Origin of the sequence: Kitasatospora herbaricolor, assembly GCF_030813695.1 — a bacterium.
GTDB classification, from domain to species: Bacteria; Actinomycetota; Actinomycetes; order Streptomycetales; family Streptomycetaceae; genus Kitasatospora; species Kitasatospora herbaricolor.
Genome location: NZ_JAUSVA010000002.1, coordinates 1,486,823 through 1,503,642, shown reverse-complemented (window position 1 = coordinate 1,503,642; position 16,820 = coordinate 1,486,823). Strand labels below are relative to the sequence as shown.

Sequence of the window (16,820 nt, the reverse complement as noted above, 5' to 3'; positions counted from 1 at the left end):
CCGCACCCTCGACTTTCCGGCCCCCACGGCCGCTTCCCCACGCCAGACCCCTTACTGGCGAATCCCTCCTCAGGCATGCCCTGGGACGACCCCGCACAAGCAGACAGGACGATCGAGATGGCACGAAGGCGCGCCCTTCCGAAACGCAGTCCCCGCACCCTGCTGGTCACGGCGGCGGCACTGGCCGCCGCGGTGGCCGCCAGCGTGATCGGCGTCAACACCGTGACGGACGGCCAGCGTTCCGCGGTCGCCGCGGCCGAACAGCCCGCCCAGGACGGCGTCGTGGGCGAGGCCGCCGGCGGCACCGCCTCCCCGGCGGCGAAGCCGGAGCACAAGGAGCCGCCCACGCCGATCAAGGAGATACCCAAGGACGACCCGGCCCGCGGCCTGGTCTACACGGGTCTCACCCCGGCGCCCAAGGAGGACCCCTGCGTCGGCGTCTACCGGGTCTCCGACGCGGCGCTCTGCACGCACGGGCCCGACGCCCCGCCCGCCGGCGTGGACATCCACAAGAACACCGAGCCCGCGGTGGCCGCGACCACCCCGGCGCCCGCCGTGCCGGGGGAGGGCGACGCCAAGCCGCCGTCCGCCTCGGACCTGCTGGCCGGTCAGCCCCCCGTCATCGACGCGCAGACCGGCGCCGTGATCGGTGCGGCCCCGGCCGGCCAGGCGGCCGCCGCGGCCGCCCCGGACGCCGTCGCGGGAGCCCCCGCCGGTACCGCCGCCGCCTCCGGCGACGCCGCGGTGGTCTGCGACGGTGACGGCACCAGCGGCAACCGGGTGCAGGTGCTGTACCTGCACGCCCCCGGCCAGGACCGCTTCGCCCAGTACCTGCCCTCCTTCAAGAAGTGGGCCGCGGACACCGACGCGATCTACAACGCCAGCGCCGGCGAGACCGGCGGCGTGCGCCACGTCCGGTACGTGACCGGCGCCGACTGCACCGTGTCGGTGCTCAACGTCGAGATCTCGGCGGCCGCCCTGCACGAGTTCGGCTCGGCCAACGACGCCCTGGCGTCGCAGGGTTACAACCGCCGCGACCGCAAGTACATGATCTTCGCGGACGCCCAGGTCTACTGCGGCATCGGCACCTTCAACGGTGACGAGCGCCCGGGCCAGGACAACCGCAGCAACTTCGGCCCCTCGTACGGCCGGACGGACTCCGGCTGCTGGGGCGGCTCGACCGCCGCGCACGAACTCGGCCACAACCTCGGCGCGGTGAACAACAGCGCCCCGCACACCAGCAAGGCCGGCCACTGCGTCGACGAGTGGGACATCATGTGCTACTCGGACGCGCCGTACTACCCGAAGATGCAGACCATCTGCCCCGACCGCGGTCACGACGAGCGGCTGGACTGCAACCACGACGACTACTACAACACCGCCCCGCAGCCCGGTAGTTACCTGACCACGCACTGGAACATCGCCAACAACCAGTTCCTGATAGCCGGCGGCGGCACCAAGCCCGACCCCACTGCCAGCCCCTCGCCCACCCCGACCACCGGCCCGTCCACCAGCGCCTCGCCCAGCCCGAGCACCAGCGCCAAGCCGAGCCCGAGCGCCTCGCCGACCAAGCCCAACCCGACCTCCACGCCCAGCCCGACCGGCACGCCCGCGCCGACCAACGGCCCGGACATGACCGCGAGCCAGATCACCCAGAACTCGGCCGTCCTCAGCTGGCCGGCCGTGGCCTCCGCCGCCGGCTACGAGATCCAGCTGAACGGCAAGGCGCTGGCCACCGTCCGGTCGACCGTCGTCCGGGTCGTCCAGCTGCGCCCCGACACCGCCTACTCCTTCGCCGTCGCCGTCCGTGACCAGCGCGGCGCCACCACCAAGCCCGGCCGCCCGGCGGCCTTCCGCACCCCGTCGGCGGGCGGCGGCAGCACCGGTCCGACCGTGCCCGGCAAGTCGTACCTGCTGCTCAACAGCCTCACCGGCCAGTCGGCCGACATGTGGGGGAGCTCCACCAACGACGGTGCCGTGCTGATCGGTTACCAGCGCACCGGCTACGCCAACCAGCGCTGGCTCTTCGACGACGCCGGCGACGGGTTCCTGCGGATCAAGTCCGCGGTCTCCGGCAAGTGCCTCCAGGTCGGCGGCCGCCTGGTGCCCGGCCAGTACGTGATGCAGCAGCCCTGCAACACCTCGGCCACCTCCCAGCGCTGGAAGCTGACCGCGGCCGGCAGCGGCTGGACCCTCACGGCGGACGGCGGCCCGCTCGCCCTCGGCGTCAGCAGCCGCTGGTACTACGGCGGCCGCCTGCTCGAACTGCAGCAGCCCGACGCCCAGGGTTACCAGAACTGGACCGTCCAGCAGGCCTCCTAGGCCGACCCGGTCCCATCCGGGACCGTCCCGGACCCGTCGGCCAGGCCCCCTGGTCGACGGGTCGCCGGCCGTACGGGGGAGCCCATCCCCCGTACGGCCGTTCTCCGATCCGGCAGGGCCCGGCCCCCGGCGGGCCCTGCCATCGCCCCGAAACCCACGAGGAGTCACCGTGCTGACCCCCAAGCGCTCCACCGGCCTGCTGGCGGTATTCCTGCTGGCCGTCCTCGCGGCCCTCGGCCCGGCCGGGACGGCGAACGCCCACGGCGACACCATCCGCTTCCGGATCGCGGGCGCGCCCGACGGGCACCCCCGCGCGGTCGCCAGCTGGGAGAACGACGGCGAACCGGTGGACGAGGAGGTCGCCGCCACCCTCAGCGCGGTCTCGGACGACGGCCGCTCGGTGGGCCCCTGGCGGTTGGTGCCGTTGCAGGGGAGCCCCTCGACCTTCAGCACCCGCGAACCGCTGCCGGTCGGCCGGTGGAAGGTCACCGTGGAGTCCGGGTTCCCCGCCCTCGGCCGGGGCGAGGCGGACCTGACGGTGGACGTGATCCAGGACCCGGCACCGTCCGCGACGCCCGTCCCGGCCTCGCCGGCGCCCGGGGCGGCGACGCCCGTCCGGCCCGGCCCCTCCCAGGGCACCGCCACCCAGGCCGGCCCCACCGTGCCGGCCTCCGCCGCAGCGACCGCGTCCGTCTCCTCCCCGGCCACGGTGACCACCGCGGCGGAGTCCCCGGCGCGGGGCTCCGGGGTCGGCCGGGCCTTCGCCGCGATCGCCGCCGTGGTGGTCGGCACGGCCGGCGTGCTGGCGCTGCGCGCCCGTCGCCGCCGCGCCGCCCGGTGACCGGGCGGCCGACCTCGCCCGCCCGGCGCTGACGTCCCGTACCCACGCCCCGCACCAACACCCGGCACCCCGCACCCGGCACCCCGCACCCGGCACCCCGCGCCGGGCACCCCGCGCCGCCGCCCGGCGCCGGACCTGCGCGGACGGCTCGGGCCTGTCGCTCCCCGACCGGTGGGCGCCGGGGTGGCAGCATCGACCGGGCCGGTATCCGAACCGTCCCCGGAGGTCACCATGCCCGACACCGACACCACCGATCCGGTGGAACTGCTCGCCCGCGCACTGCACCAGGCGGGCGCGGTGGTCGCCGCCACCGACCCCGCCCAGGGCGGGCTGCCGACCCCCTGCCGGTCCTGGGACGTGACCGACCTGGTCAGCCATCTGCTGGCCGACCTGCGGCAGTTCACCGTCCGGGCGAACGGCGGCACCCCGGACTGGAAGGCGCCCACCGAGCGTGTCATTGAGGGCTGGGCGCATGCCTTCGAGGCCGGCGCCGAGGAGCTGCTCGCGGCCTGGCGCCGGGCCGGCGACCTGAGCGGCGTGCGGGAGGTGCCGGGCATGGGCGAGCTGCCCGCCCGGTTCCCGGTGGACCAGCAGACCGCCGAACTCGCCGTCCACAGCTGGGATCTGGCCACCGCGACCGGTCGGTCCACCGACCTTGACGAGACGGTCGGCGCCGCCGCCCTGGAGTGGGGCCGGGGCGCGCTGCAACCGAAGTTCCGCGGCGCGGAGAGTGACGGGCACGCCTTCGGGCCCGAAGTCCCGATCGGGCCGGACGCGCCGCTGTACGACCGACTGGCCGCCTGGTTCGGCCGCCGCCCGGCGACCGCCTGACCGGCGACCACCGCCCGGCGACCTCCGGACCGACCACCGTCCCGCGACCGCCGAGCACCCGGGCCGGGACCTGCCCGCCCACCGGGCTCAGCCCGCCGCCGCGGCCTTCTTGATCGCCTCCCGGATGCGCGGGTAGGTGCCGCACCGGCAGATGTTCTGGATCTGGTCGATGTCGGCGTCGGTCGGCGCCGGATTGCGGCGCAGCAGCGCCACGGCGGTCATGATCTGGCCGGGCTGGCAGAAGCCGCACTGCGCCACGTCGCACTCCAGCCAGGCCTCCTGGACCGGGTGCAGCACCTCGCCGTCCGCGAGGCCCTCGATGGTCGTCACCCGCCGCCCGGCGCAGTCCTTCACCGCCACCGTGCAGGGCTGGAACTCCGCGTCGTCCAGGTGGCTGGTGCAGGCCCGGCAGACACCCACCCCGCAGCCGTACTTGGGGCCGGTGACCCCGAGCTTGTCGCGCAGCACCCAGAGCAGCGGCATGTCGTCCGGGGCGTCCACGGTGACCGGCCGCCCGTTGAGGACGAAGGTGTGACTGGGCATCGGTTCGGGCCCCTCAGAAGTTGATCGGGAAGGAACGCGGGCTCCGGCCGGTGGCCCGGGCGTACGCGTTGGCGACGGCGGCCGAGGCGGCCGGCACGCCCAGCTCGCCCGCGCCCCCCGGCGGGCCGCTCGGCGGCATCAGGTGCACCTCCACGGACGGCGGGCTGTGCCGCTGCCGGGCGTAGCGGAAGTCGGCGTAGCTGCCCTCCCGCACCGCGCCGCGGTCGATGTGGTTGCCCGCCTGCAGGATCACCGAGATGCCGTCGATCAGCGCGCCGGTCAGCTGGGCCTCCAGCCCGCGCGGGTTGACCGCCCGGCCGACGTCGGCGGCGATCACCGCCCTGGTGACCCGCGGTTGCGCCGGGTCGGTGGCGTCGATCTCGACCAGGTAGGCCGCGCAGGACCGGTGCTCCTCGTGGAAGCCGACGCCCTGGGCGTGCCCGGCCGGCATCGGCCGGCCCCACCGGCCCTCGGCGGCCACGGTGTCCAGCACCGCCCGGGCGCTCGCGCTGCCCAGCCGGGCGCGGCGGAAGGCCACCGGGTCCTGCCCGAGGGTGCGGGCGATCTCGTCCACCATGATCTCGTCCGCGACCCGGACCGTCCCCGAGTACACCGAGCGCCAGCTGCCGGTGGGCACGTCCAGCGGCACCTCCGCGAGCAGTTGGGTCGTGACCCCGAGCCGGTACGGGTTCTTCTCGGTGAGCAGGAAGAAGCCCTGGCTCAGGCTCAGCCCGCCGGCCCGGACGGCGAACCCGGCGGCGGTCAGCGCCTCGCCGAGGCCGTGCCGGAAGTCCGTCCGCACGGTCGCCACCCGGTGCTCGTAGGTCAGCACCTGGCCGAGCGCGTGGGTGGCGCGGATCCGGTGGTGGCCGGCCGGGCGCATCCGGCCGTGCCGCATGTCGTCGTTCCGGGTCCACATGAGCTTGACGGGCCGCCGGGCGGCCTGGGAGATCTGCGCGGCCTCCAGCGCGGCGTCGAAGAACAGCCGCCGTCCGAAGGAGCCGCCGCCGCGCACGACATGCACGGTGACCGCGTCCTGCGGCAGCCCGAGCGCGGCGGCGACGGTCTGCTGCGCGACGATCGGCGACTGCGAGGAGAACCACAGCTCGGCGCGGTCCGGGCGGACGTCGGCGACGGCGGTCAGCACCTCCATCGGGGCGTGGCTGACGAAGGCGAAGTCGAACTCGGCGTCGACGTGCAGGGTGAGCAGCGGCGGCACGAGGAACGGCGGGTTGGCGGCGCGCAGCCGGCTGCGGATGCCCGCGTCGGAGAGGTCGGCCAGCGGGCCCGGCCGCCAGGAGACCTGGAGCGCGTCGCGGGCCTTCAGCGCCTGGTCGAAGGTCTCGGCCAGCACCGCCACCCCGCCGCCGCCGGGCAGCGGCAGCACGTCGAGCACCCCGGGCATGCCGCGGGCGGCCGAGGCGTCGAAGGCCTGCACACCGCCGTTGATCGTCGGCGGTCGGGCCACCACGGTCGGCACCGCGCCCGGGACGGCCAGGTCGCCGGCGTACCGGGCCCGGCCGGTGACGATGTCGCGGGCGTCGATCCGCCCGGTGGGCGTGCCGACCAGCCGGTGCTGCTCGGCGGTCTTGGGCGTGGCCGGGACCGCCGGGACGGTCACCGCGGCTGCGGCCTCCGCGAGGGAGCCGAAGCCGGCGCGGCGCCCGTCGGGGGCGAGGACGGCGGAGCCCTCCGTGCGCAGCGACCCGGCGGGCAGGTTCCAGCGCGCGGCCGCGGCGGTGACCAGCCGGGCCCGGGCGGCGGCGGCCACCGCGCGGACCGGGTCGTACAGCGAGCGGACCGAGTTCGAACCGCCCGTCAGCTGGTTGAACAGCAGGTCCGGCCGGGCGTCGGAGAGCGGCACGTCGACGTCGTCCAGCCCGGCGTCCAGCTCCTCGGCGACCAGCATCGCGACGGCGGTGGTCAGGCCCTGGCCCACCTCGGCCCGGGGCAGGTGCAGCACCACCCGGCCGGCGGCGGTCACCTCCAGCACCAGCAGGTGGGCGGTGGGCAGGCCGGCCAGGATCAGCGCGTCGCCGAGGTCGACGACGTCGGGCACCCCCGGCAGGCCGGGCAGGGTGCCCGCGGCGGGTGGGGGGACGGGCTCCGCGTCGGGGACGGTCGCGGCGACGGCGGGGGCGGTCGGCGCCGCGAGCCGGGCGGCGACGGTGAGGGTGGGCGCGGCCAGCAGGTAGGTGAGGAACCTGCGGCGCCCGACGGACGCACGGTCGGGGGTGGAGGTGCTGATCGCCGGGCCCTTCACGCGGAGGCCGGGACCGGCGGCGCCGGTCCGTGGACGCCGACGAGCTTAGGGACGTGTTACCGGCGGGTCAACATGCTCATGACGCCTTGCCGGGGGCGTCGCTCCGGCCGGTGGCACGCACTGGCCGGCCGCCGGAACCGGCCGTTCGCGGGCACCGGTCGGTCGCACCCGTCGGGCGGCCGGGACCGCGGGCACGTCCGCACCGGCCCTCCGGGCTAGGCTCGTGGGGTGAACACCACCTGGGACGCCCCGGCCGCCGGTGTCCTGCGGCTGCCCTCCGGGCGGCTGGTCCGCGGCCGGGGGTTGAGCAGGCCCGTCCCACCGGGGCCGGAACCCGAGTTCGCGCTGTACCTGCTGGGGCATCCGCCGCCCCCGGTCGGCTGGGAGGCCCGCTGGGTGCGCTGGCCGGACTTCCGGCTGCCCGCCGACCGGGAGGCGGCCCGCGCCGCCCTGCTCGAACTCTGGGAGCGTGCCCCGGACGAACGCGTCGAGGTCGCCTGCGCGGGTGGCCGCGGCCGCACCGGCACCGCCCTGGCCTGCCTCGCGGTGCTCGACGGCGTGCCGCCCCGCGAGGCGGTCGGCTACGTGCGCGAGCACTACTCCCGGCACGCCGTGGAGACCCCGTGGCAGCGCCGCCACGTCCGGCGCTTCCGCTGAGCGAGGCTTCGCCGGACGGCGGCCCGGGGGTGATCGAAAACGGGTGCTTCGGCCCGGGCGCTCCCGGAACCGCCCGGGTTGAGGGAGCGCATCGAACAGCGCCATCATCGTCCGGGTGGACGAAACCTGGGACATCATCAACTCGCTGGCCGCCCAACTCGATTCGAGATCGACCCGGCAGGGCCAGGAGCGCTGGCTGGTCCAGATCGTCAAGCTGCAGGAGGAGGTCGGGGAGGTCGCCGAGGCGGCCATCGGCGCCCTGGGGGAGAACCCCCGCAAGGGGTATTCGCACTCCTGGGACGACGTCCGCGCCGAGGCCTGCGACGTGATCACCACCGGGATGGTGCTGCTGGCCCGGATGGGCGGCGACCCGCGGCAGCTCTTCGAGGAACACCTGCGCCGGCTGGCCGCCCGTGACCTCAGGCCGGAGCGGGGCTGAGTGGCCACCGGCACGCCGCCGACCCGCGAGCGGCAGCACCCGGTGCTGCCCGTCGAGGAGTTCACCGCCGGGCTGCCCAAGCACGTGGTCTCGGCCAGCCTGCTGCTGGCCGACCCGCGGGGCCGGGTCCTGATGCTGCACCAGGCCCAGCCCTATCCGGGGCATCCCCGCTGGTGGCAGCCGCCGGGAGGTCTCGCGGACCCGGGCGAGCGCCCGGACGGCACCGCCCTGCGCGAACTGGCCGAGGAGACCGGGCTGGTGCCCGCCCGGGCGCTGCGCCTGCTCGCGGTCGACCACCGCGGCGCGGCCGGGGGCTGGCCGCCGGTGATCGATTTCTGCTTCGACGCCGGTGTCCTGCCCGCCGGCACGGCGGTCGTCCTCAGCGCCGAGCACGACCGGGCCGCCTGGCGCACCCCCGCCGACTGGCAGCCGCATCTGCAGCCCGAGCAGCGGGCCTGGTTCGCCGCCGTCAGCCGCTCCCCGGGTACGGGGGGCGTGCTCTACCTCCACGACGGCCTGGAGCAATCCGGTACCGCTCGGCCGGCGCCGGGGAGCGCGGGCGATCCCGCGCCGGAGCCGCCCAGTTGACGTGCCCTGCCGCAGTCGGCGGCTCCGGTGCCCGGGTGTCAGTGACTGTCACCCGGCAGTGAGCGTCAAGTCGCTCACCAGGAAGTGGGGTTGCATGTCCTCGGTGGATTCCGCCCTGAGCCTTTGGGCGTCGAGCGCGGATGCCGCGACCATCCGGGCCCGGCCACGAGTTCCGGATCGTAGTCGAAGCCCGGCCACGGCAGTGCGGGGTGGTCGCCCTCCTCGCCGAACAGCCGGACCTGCTCGATGCCGCCCGGGACGGCGGGCGGAGGCGACTGGTTGGACCGGTCGGCCCGTGACCACAACCAGGAGTTCCGGGCGAGGCCGATGCCGCCGCCTCCTCGTACGGAACCGTCGGCAGGATCCTCCCGCCCGGGCCGTCGGGCCAGGGGTCGGGCCCGGACCTGCCCGGCCGGCCGGCCTTGTCCTCGGCCTCGTTCCCGGCCCGGCCCGGCCGGTTCGCTCGCACGGAGGACCCGGCACGGCGGGATTCCTCGACCCCTGACCCGGTCGACCCCCCCACGGTGACCTCCGGGCAGGGGTGCTGACCCGGTTTCCGTACGGGCCTGGCACCCTCGGTTCCGCCGCCCGCCGCCGGCTGCCCGCTGCCCGCCGGAGTGGACGACTCCCGGGGCAGGTGAGGGCCCGGAGGAGGGGGAGGCGGTGCGTCAGCCGGGCTCGGGGGCCGGTGCCATGACCGAATCTGATCGTTTTTGGCTACGAATTGGTCAAGCTTCGCGCCGGTGCATAGCGCCGATTGTCTGCTCATCGTCAAACTCTGGGCAGCTCAATCCCTGCAGCTACCCCCACAGGAGTCAGCGTGAGCCCCATCTCCGCGCGCCGCCGTCGCACCCTACCCGCAGCGATAGCGGTCGCCGCCACCGCGGCACTTCTCGCCGCGACCGTCCAGACCGGATCGGCCGCCGCCGTCACCACCCGCGACACGGCGATCGCCCACGCCAGGGCCAACGTCACCCACAACGCCCCGGTGTTCGGCTTCGGCGCCGACCAGGACCTCCAGGTCAAGGACGTCATCATCGACCCGGACGGCAGCCAGCACGTCCGCTTCGACCGCACCTACCGCGGGCTTCCCGTCGTCGGCGGCGACCTGGTGGTCCATCAGGACGCCAAGGGCCGGCTGAAGGACTCCTCCCGGGCGGCCGCGCACGACGCCGCCGTGAAGTCCACCGTCCCGGCCGTCCCCGCCGAGGCCACGGCGGGTCGCGCGCTCGGGCAGGCGCCGGGCATCTCGGCCGCCACCAGCAGCCCCGAACTGGTCGTCTGGGCCGCCGACGGCACGCCCCGGCTCGCCTGGCGGACCACCGTCGCGGGCGTCGGCGACCACGGCCAGCCCGCGAGCCGGATCGTCGTCACCGACGCCACCACCGGCGACCAGATCGAGGCGTACGACGCCGACCAGGAGGCCACCGGCACCGGCAAGTCCGAGTACACCGGCACCGTCAGCATCGAGACCAAGGCCCAGACGGGCGGCTACGCCCTGGTCGACACCGTCCGCGGGCACAGCACCCGGGACGCCCGCAACGCCTCCGCCGGCTCCATCACGGCCACCTCGGGCGTGCTGTTCACCGACGCCGACAACGTCTGGGGCGACGGCAAGAAGTTCTCCACCGACCGGGCCACCGCCGCCGTGGACGCCCACGCGAACACGGCCTGGACCTACGACTACTACAAGAGCACCTTCGGCCGCAGCGGCATCAAGAACGACGGCAAGGGCGCCACCGTCTTCGTGCACGTCGGGACGAAGTGGGACAACGCCCAGTGGTCCGACGCCTGCTTCTGCATGATGACCGGCGACGGCGACGGGGTGACCGACCCCGAGCAGGTCGACCTCGACACCATGGGTCACGAGATGACCCACGGCGTCACCAGCGCGACCGCCAACCTCCGCTACAGCGGTGAGTCCGGCGGGCTCAACGAGGCCACCAGCGACATCTTCGGGACCATGGTCGAGTGGTACGCCGACAACGCCGTCGACACCCCGGACTACCTGTTCAGCGACCAGTCCACGCCGCCGTGGCTGCGCCGGATGGACAAGCCCTCGCTGGACGGTGCCTCCGCCGACTGCTGGAGCAAGAAGGTCGCCCAGCTCGACGTGCACAACTCCTCGGGCGTGGGCAACCACTGGTTCTACCTGGCCAGTGAGGGCAGCGGTGCCAAGACGGTCAAGGGCGTCGCCTACAACAGCCCGACCTGCAACGGCTCCACGGTGACCGGCATCGGCAACGACAAGGTCGCCAAGATCTGGTACCGCGCGCTGACCGTCTACATGACGTCCACCACCAACTACAAGGGCGCGCGGGTCGCCTCGCTGAGCGCCGCGAAGGACCTGTACGGCGCGGGCAGCGCCGAGTACAACGCGGTCGCCGCGGCCTGGAGCGCGGTCAGCGTCAGCTGACCCCTTCTGCACCGCACCGCACCGCACCGCTCGCCGTCCGGGGCCCGTCCGCGCCCCGGGCGGCGTCGCGCACCCCGGCGGGTCCCGGTGGGGGATCGACGCCGAGGGCGTCCGGCGGTGCTCCCGCAGATGTGGGACATGTCATGGCGAAGGGCCATGAAAACGGGACATTCCGGGCATCGGGTTTGCGTCCGGCGCGGGTGCGTGGGTACGAAGGGTCGGAAGACATCCTCAGGCCCGACCAGCGGAAGGAAACCTCATGCCGGCTCTGCGAGACGTGACCCCACTTCCCGGTGGGGGCCCCGCGGCGCCCTCCCCGGACCGGTCCGCCGGCGGTCCGGCCGTTCTGCCGGAGCCGTCGTTCACGGCGGTCCGGCCGGGCGAGGACCTCGGGGCGGTCGGGCCGGCCGACGCGCGGGCCCTGTCCAAGGAGCTCTTCGTCCGGCTCGGCCGGCTGGAGCCGGGCACCCGCGAGTACTCCTACGTGCGCGGGACGCTGGTCGAGCTGAACCTGACCCTCGTCCGGTTCGCGGCCGCGCGCTACCGCGGGCGCGGCGAACCGATGGAGGACATCGTCCAGGCGGGGACGGTGGGCCTGATCAAGGCCATCGACGGGTTCGACCCGGCCGCCGGTGTGGAGTTCCCGACCTTCGCCCTGCCGACGATCCGCGGGGAGCTCAAGCGGTTCTTCCGCGACACCGGGTGGATGGTGCACGTCCCCCGCCGGCTGCAGGAGCTCAGGCTGGCCCTGGCCAAGGCCGGCGACGTGCTGGAGCAGCGCTCGGACCGGACGCCCACCGTGGCCGAACTCGCCGCGTACCTCGACCTGCCGGAGCGGGAGATCGTGGAGGGGCAGAAGGCGTCCAACGCCCACTGCCCGCGGTCGCTGGACGCGCCGGCCGACGGGGACGACGGCGGCGGCACGCTGGCGGACCGGTTCGCCGTGGAGGAGAAGGGCTTCGAGGCGACCGTGCACCTGGAGTCCCTCAAGCCGCTGGTGGCGGCGCTCCCGGAGCGCGACCGGACGGTGCTCGCGCTGCGGTTCGGTGCGGAGCTGACCCAGGCGCAGATCGGCGAGCGGCTCGGGCTGTCGCAGATGCACGTCTCGCGGATCCTGATCCGGATCCTGGGGCACCTGCGCGCCGGCCTGCTCACCGAGGACTGACCGACTGACCGCGCGTCGGGCACGGTGCGGCCGTGCTTCGCCGGCCGCCCGGCGCCCGGCCGGGTTCGCCCCGGCGTGAGCGGGTAGGAGGTCGTTCCAAGATCCGCCGAGCGTAGGAGGAAGCACCCCATGGGAATCCTGATCCTGATGCTCGCCCCGTTGCTGCTGGCCGTGATACTCGCCTGGGGCAGCCTGAACGCGTCCGCCGCCCGGCACCGGGCGGAGGGTCACCCGTCGAAGCCGGTGGCCGACCGGCGCCGAGGGCCGGCCAAGCACGCCTGAGCAGCGGTGACCGACGGGACGTCCGGTGGCGCGACAGCCTGCCGGGCGTCCCGTCCGCCGTCCGCCCTCGACTGTCCGCCCTCCGCTGTCCGTTGTGCTCGGGCAGCTGTTCCCTTCGCCGTCCGCCCCCGCCTGCCGCTGTGCGGGGCGTTCCGGTGCACCGGTGGTCCATCGGGTCTGCGCAAACCGTTGACGCCCCTTAGGAAAGCGCTTACCGTCAGCCTCTCCCGGACCGGAGCGACTCCGGCCGGGCGCCGCCGCGCGCATCCCTCCCTGCGCGACGTGGCCCACCGTCCGGATGCTTCGGCCAGGAGGCCCCCCATCAGCGCCGACCCGCACATCCCCGCAGCCCCCAGCTCGGCAACCCCGCCCGACCCGCCGTCCGTCCCGCCGTCCGGCCCGTCCCGCCGAGGGGTGCTCCGGATAGCCGCCGGATCGGCCGTCGCGGGCCCGCTGCTGCTCTCCGCCCGGCCCGCCCGGGCCGCCGCCGACGCCTACGACGTCCTCCGGCTGCGCTGGCGCGACCTGCTGACCGGGACCGGCTTCGACCCGGCCGCCGAACCCTACGCCACCGCCCTGCGCGGCCTCGGCGGCCGGGCCGGTGCGGTGTACGCCACCATGGCGCCCGCCGCCGGATCGCTCTGGCCGGACCTGCCGCTGGGCAGCGTCTCGGCCAACATCACCGGCAGCTACGTCCGGCTGCGGACGATGGCGCTGGCCTGGGCGCAGCCCGGTACCGGGCTCACCGGGGACGCAGGCCTCGGCGCGGCGATCGCCGCCGGCCTCGACCACCTCCAGGCGGGTGCCTACACTCCCACCGCCACCGCCTACGGCAACTGGTGGGACTGGCAGATCGGCGCGCCGCAGGCGCTCCTGGACACCTGCGTGCTGGCGTACGAGGTGCTCACCGCCGCCGGGCTGAGCGGGCAACTCGCCTCCGTCGACCGGCAGGTGCCGGATGCGAGGGTCGCCTCCTACACGGGCACCAGCACCGGCGCCAACCGGGTCGACCTGTGCCGGGTGCTCGCCCTGCGCGGGGTGCTGGGCAGGAGTTCCGCCAGGCTCGCCACCGCTGCCGGCGCCCTCTCCCCGGTCTTCCCGTACGTGCGCAGCGGTGACGGCCTCTACCCGGACGGCTCGTTCGTGCAGCACACCTGGGTCCCGTACACCGGCTCGTACGGCGAGGTGATGCTCGGCGGGCTGAGCAAGCTCTTCGCCCTGCTCGCCGGGTCCCCCTGGCAGATCAGTGATCCCCAGCGGCAGACCGTCTTCGACTCGGTCGGCGCCGCCTACGCGCCGTTCCTGTACAACGGCCTGGTGATGGACTCGGTGTCGGGCCGCGCCCCCAGCCGTGGCCTGCAGAGCGCGGACCTGCTGCAGCTCCAGCAGGACGACCACGGGCGCGGCCACACGATCATCGGCCACATCCTGCGGCTCGCCGACTCCGGTGCAGCTCCCGCCGCCCAGTCCGCCGGCTGGCGGGCCGCCGTGAAGGGCTGGATCACCCGCGACCGCTACCGCCCCTACCTGACGAACGCCGCCGTCGACCTGCCCGAACTCGCCCGCGCACACAAGCTGCTGGCCGACGGTTCGGTGACGGCGGGCGGTGAACCGGTGGGCGCCCGGGTGTTCGCGATGGACCGCGCGGTGGTGCGGCGGCCGGGCTGGGCCGCCTCGCTGAGCCTCTGTTCGGCCCGCACCACCTTCTACGAGACCGGCAACGGGGAGAACCTCCGCGGCTGGCACACCAACAACGGCCTGCTGGCCTGGTGGGGCGCCGACTACGGCAACGGCCAGTACTCGGACGCCTTCTGGCCGACGGTGGACCCGTACCGGCTGCCCGGCACCACGGTCTCGCGCACGCCGCTGGCCGACGCCGCGGGCGGCGCCTGGGGCGCCGCGCGGCCGGCCGCCGTCTGGGCGGGCGGCGCCACCGACGGCGGTTACGCGGCGGTCGGTCAGGACGTCCGCGGGCTCTCCTCCACCCTGAGCGGCCGCAAGTCCTGGTTCCTGCTGGACGATTCGGTGGTCTGCCTGGGTGCGGGCATCAGCTGCGCGGACGGCGTGCCGGTGGAGACCGTCGTCGACAACCGCAATCTGGGCGCCGCCGGTACGCACGCCCTCACGGTGGACGGGGTCCGCCAGCCGGACGCCCTCGGCTGGTCCGGGCGGCTGGCCGGGGTGCGGTCGCTGGCGATCGCCGGCTTCGGCGGGTACGTCTTCCCCGGCGGTGCGACGGTGAACGCCGCCCGCCAGGAGCGGACCGGCAGCTGGCACGACATCAACGTCAACGGGAGCACGCAGGCGCTGACCCGCCGCTACCTGACCGTCTGGCTCGACCACGGGACGGATCCGGCCGGCGCGGCCTACTCGTACCTGCTGATGCCGGGCGCCGACGCGGCGGCCGCGGCTGCCCGGGCGGCCGCGCCCACCGTAGCCGTGCTGGCCAACACCGCTTCGGCCCAGGCGATTTCGGACAGTGCCTCGGGGGTGACGGCCGCCAATTTCTTCGCCGCCGGGACGGCCGGGCCGGTCACGGTGTCGGCGCCCGCCTCGGTGCTGCTGCGGGAGTCCGCCAGCGAGCTGGCGATCACGGTCTGCGACCCGTCGCGGGCGTCGGCGACCGTCACCGTCACCGTCGCCCGCGCCGGCTACCTGGAGGCGCAGGCCGGTCCGGGCGTCACCGTTCTGTCGGTGGACGGGGCGGTGCGGCTGCTGGTGGAGGTCGGCGGCGCGCAGGGTGCCGGGCGTACCGTCACGCTGCGCAGGAGCGGCACGCCCACCGCCGCCGTCGCCTCGGCCCTCGCCCCCACCCGGGACAGCTACCTGCGGGACGGCACCTACGGCGACACCAACTACGGTACGGCGACGGGCCTCACGGTGAAGAACACGAACACCGCCGGGAGCGGCTTCGGCCGGCGGGCGCTGCTCGGCTTCGACACCTCGGCCGTCCCGGGGACCGTCCGCCGGGCGGTGCTGTGGACGTACGGGGCGGTGGCCGACTCCGGCGGCACCCAGACCTCGCTGCAGGCCTTCGCCACCGGCGGGGAGGCCTGGACGGAGACCGCGGTCACCTGGAACCGCTCGCCGTCGCTGGGCGCCGCGCTCGGCTCCGGCAGGATCTCCGACACCGCGGACTGGGTCGGCCTGGACGTCACCGACGCGGTGGCCGCGGCCGGCGGCGAGCTGACCCTCGCGGTGTGGCAGCCGCTCGGCGCGGTGGGCCTGGCCGTCAACCTCAACAGCCGGGAGAACTCGGCCCACCAGCCCTTCCTGGAGGTGATCAGCTCCTGACCGTACGGGGGCGGGCCGGCGCCGGCGGCCGGATGGCCCGTTGCCGCCGGTGCCCTCTTGACCGAGTACCGTCGCCGCCCCCGACACTGGGGGCCGGAGACCGTCGGGCAGGGTGGCGGTCCCGGACCGACCGGGTGAGGGAGCGTCAATGACCGAGATTTCGCACCGCTACGTCGAGTCGGCGAGCGGACTGCGGATGCATGTCGCCGAGGCGGGCAGCGGGCCGCTGGTCCTGCTGCTGCACGGCTTCCCGGAGAGCTGGTACTCCTGGCGGCACCAGCTGGTGGCGCTGGCCGAGGCCGGCTACCACGCGGTGGCGCCGGACCAGCGCGGGTACGGGCGGACGGGCGGCCCGGACGAGGTGGACCAGTACAGCGTCCTGCACCTGGCCGGCGACGTCGCCGGCCTGATCGGGGCGCTGGGCGCGGACCGGGCGGTGGTGGTCGGGCACGACTGGGGCGCGCCGGTGGCCTGGCACACCGCGCTGTTCCGTCCGGACCTGGTCCGCGGGGTGGTCGGGCTCTCCGTGCCGCCGTACCCGCGCGGGCGGGCCGGGCTGTCGCGGACGCTGCGCGGTCAACTGGGCGACCCGGCCTACCTCTCCTACTACATGATGTACTTCCAGCAGCAGGGCGTACCGGAGGCGGAGCTGGGCCGGGACCTGGACACCACCTTCCGGCGGCTGCTCGCGGGAGCCCCGGTGCTGGCCGCGCACGGGCTGCCGATGGTGCCCGAGGGCGGCGGGTTCCTGGACGTCTTCCGCGATCCCGAGGAACTGCCCGACTGGCTCACCGAGGCCGACATCGCCTTCCTGGTGGCGGAGTTCAAGGAGAACGGGTTCCGCCGGCCGCTGCACTGGTACCGCAACCTGGACCGCAACTGGGAGCTGACCGCGCCCTGGCACGACGCGAAGATCCAGCCGCCGGCTCTGCTGATCGTGGGCGACAAGGACCTCGTGGTCGCCAATCCCCAGGCCCGGGAGAGCCTGTCCGGGCTGTCGGGCCACGTACCGGGACTGCGCGAGGTCCGCCTGCTGCCCGGCTGCGGTCACTGGACCCAGCAGGAGCGGCCCAAGGAGGTCTCCGAGGCGCTGATCGACTTCCTGGCCGGTCTCTGACCGGGCGGCCTCCGGGCCGGGCCAGGCCGGGCCCGGCCGTGCGGATCGGCGGCGGAACGGGT

The 16,820-nt window shown here is 74.9% G+C and carries 13 protein-coding genes; 11 read left to right on the top strand and 2 right to left on the bottom strand.

Annotated features, from left to right (window positions below; translation table 11 throughout):
• The first annotated feature begins 117 nt into the window (after positions 1-117).
• The 3 genes from J2S46_RS06870 (at position 118) to J2S46_RS06860 (ending at position 3,994) form a co-directional block, all read left to right on the top strand.
• The gene (locus J2S46_RS06870) at positions 118-2,322 is read left to right on the top strand and encodes an RICIN domain-containing protein (RefSeq protein ID WP_229912847.1); all 2,205 of its coding nucleotides are present in this window, start codon (positions 118-120) and stop codon (positions 2,320-2,322) included.
• A gap of 169 nt (positions 2,323-2,491) precedes the next feature.
• Positions 2,492-3,163, top strand: coding sequence for a hypothetical protein (locus J2S46_RS06865; protein ID WP_191290895.1), 672 nt, complete (start codon positions 2,492-2,494; stop codon positions 3,161-3,163).
• Between the two features lie 231 nt (positions 3,164-3,394).
• Positions 3,395-3,994, top strand: a complete 600-nt coding sequence (locus tag J2S46_RS06860) for a TIGR03086 family metal-binding protein (RefSeq protein ID WP_191290896.1) — start codon at positions 3,395-3,397, stop codon at positions 3,992-3,994.
• An 87-nt stretch (positions 3,995-4,081) separates the two neighbouring features.
• Here the strand turns inward: J2S46_RS06860 and J2S46_RS06855 are convergent, their stop codons facing one another.
• Positions 4,082-4,537 carry a (2Fe-2S)-binding protein gene (locus tag J2S46_RS06855; RefSeq protein WP_191290897.1) on the bottom strand — a complete coding sequence of 152 codons (456 nt, stop codon included), beginning with the start codon at positions 4,535-4,537 and terminating at the stop codon, positions 4,082-4,084.
• 13 nt (positions 4,538-4,550) lie between these two features.
• Positions 4,551-6,800, bottom strand: coding sequence for a xanthine dehydrogenase family protein molybdopterin-binding subunit (locus tag J2S46_RS06850; protein WP_229912848.1), 2,250 nt, complete (start codon positions 6,798-6,800; stop codon positions 4,551-4,553).
• Between the two features lie 228 nt (positions 6,801-7,028).
• Between J2S46_RS06850 and J2S46_RS06845 the strand changes: the two genes are divergently transcribed.
• From J2S46_RS06845 to J2S46_RS06810, 8 genes are all read left to right on the top strand, one after another.
• Positions 7,029-7,457: a protein-tyrosine phosphatase family protein gene (locus J2S46_RS06845; protein ID WP_191290898.1), complete on the top strand. Its 429-nt coding sequence runs from the start codon at positions 7,029-7,031 to the stop codon at positions 7,455-7,457.
• A gap of 115 nt (positions 7,458-7,572) precedes the next feature.
• Positions 7,573-7,896 (top strand): MazG-like family protein, encoded by a 324-nt coding sequence (locus J2S46_RS06840; protein ID WP_191290899.1) that lies wholly within the window; start codon positions 7,573-7,575, stop codon positions 7,894-7,896.
• Positions 7,897-8,484 carry an NUDIX hydrolase gene (locus tag J2S46_RS06835; protein ID WP_229912849.1) on the top strand — a complete coding sequence of 196 codons (588 nt, stop codon included), beginning with the start codon at positions 7,897-7,899 and terminating at the stop codon, positions 8,482-8,484.
• 820 nt (positions 8,485-9,304) lie between these two features.
• Positions 9,305-10,900, top strand: coding sequence for a M4 family metallopeptidase (locus J2S46_RS06830; RefSeq protein WP_191290900.1), 1,596 nt, complete (start codon positions 9,305-9,307; stop codon positions 10,898-10,900).
• A 259-nt stretch (positions 10,901-11,159) separates the two neighbouring features.
• A complete protein-coding gene (locus J2S46_RS06825; protein WP_191290901.1) occupies positions 11,160-12,065 on the top strand; it encodes a SigB/SigF/SigG family RNA polymerase sigma factor in 906 nt (301 codons plus the stop codon).
• A gap of 129 nt (positions 12,066-12,194) precedes the next feature.
• Entirely contained in the window at positions 12,195-12,347 is a 153-nt protein-coding gene (locus J2S46_RS06820) for a hypothetical protein (protein WP_191290902.1), read from the top strand.
• 414 nt (positions 12,348-12,761) lie between these two features.
• Entirely contained in the window at positions 12,762-15,641 is a 2,880-nt protein-coding gene (locus J2S46_RS06815; protein WP_229912850.1) for a polysaccharide lyase family 8 super-sandwich domain-containing protein, read from the top strand.
• Positions 15,642-15,789: 148 nt separating this feature from the next.
• Positions 15,790-16,758, top strand: a complete 969-nt coding sequence (locus J2S46_RS06810; protein ID WP_191290904.1) for an alpha/beta fold hydrolase — start codon at positions 15,790-15,792, stop codon at positions 16,756-16,758.
• The last annotated feature ends 62 nt before the right edge of the window (positions 16,759-16,820 follow it).

What these genes read in the sequence shown, in the direction of transcription:
- J2S46_RS06860 (WP_191290896.1), top strand. Translation starts at nt 3,395, where the DNA reads ATGCCCGACACCGACACCACCGATCCGGTGGAACTGCTCGCCCGCGCA.
- J2S46_RS06855 (WP_191290897.1), bottom strand. Translation starts at nt 4,537, where the DNA reads ATGCCCAGTCACACCTTCGTCCTCAACGGGCGGCCGGTCACCGTGGAC.
- J2S46_RS06820 (WP_191290902.1), top strand. Translation starts at nt 12,195, where the DNA reads ATGGGAATCCTGATCCTGATGCTCGCCCCGTTGCTGCTGGCCGTGATA.
- J2S46_RS06810 (WP_191290904.1), top strand. Translation starts at nt 15,790, where the DNA reads ATGACCGAGATTTCGCACCGCTACGTCGAGTCGGCGAGCGGACTGCGG.
- J2S46_RS06825 (WP_191290901.1), top strand. Translation starts at nt 11,160, where the DNA reads ATGCCGGCTCTGCGAGACGTGACCCCACTTCCCGGTGGGGGCCCCGCG.
- J2S46_RS06870 (WP_229912847.1), top strand. Translation starts at nt 118, where the DNA reads ATGGCACGAAGGCGCGCCCTTCCGAAACGCAGTCCCCGCACCCTGCTG.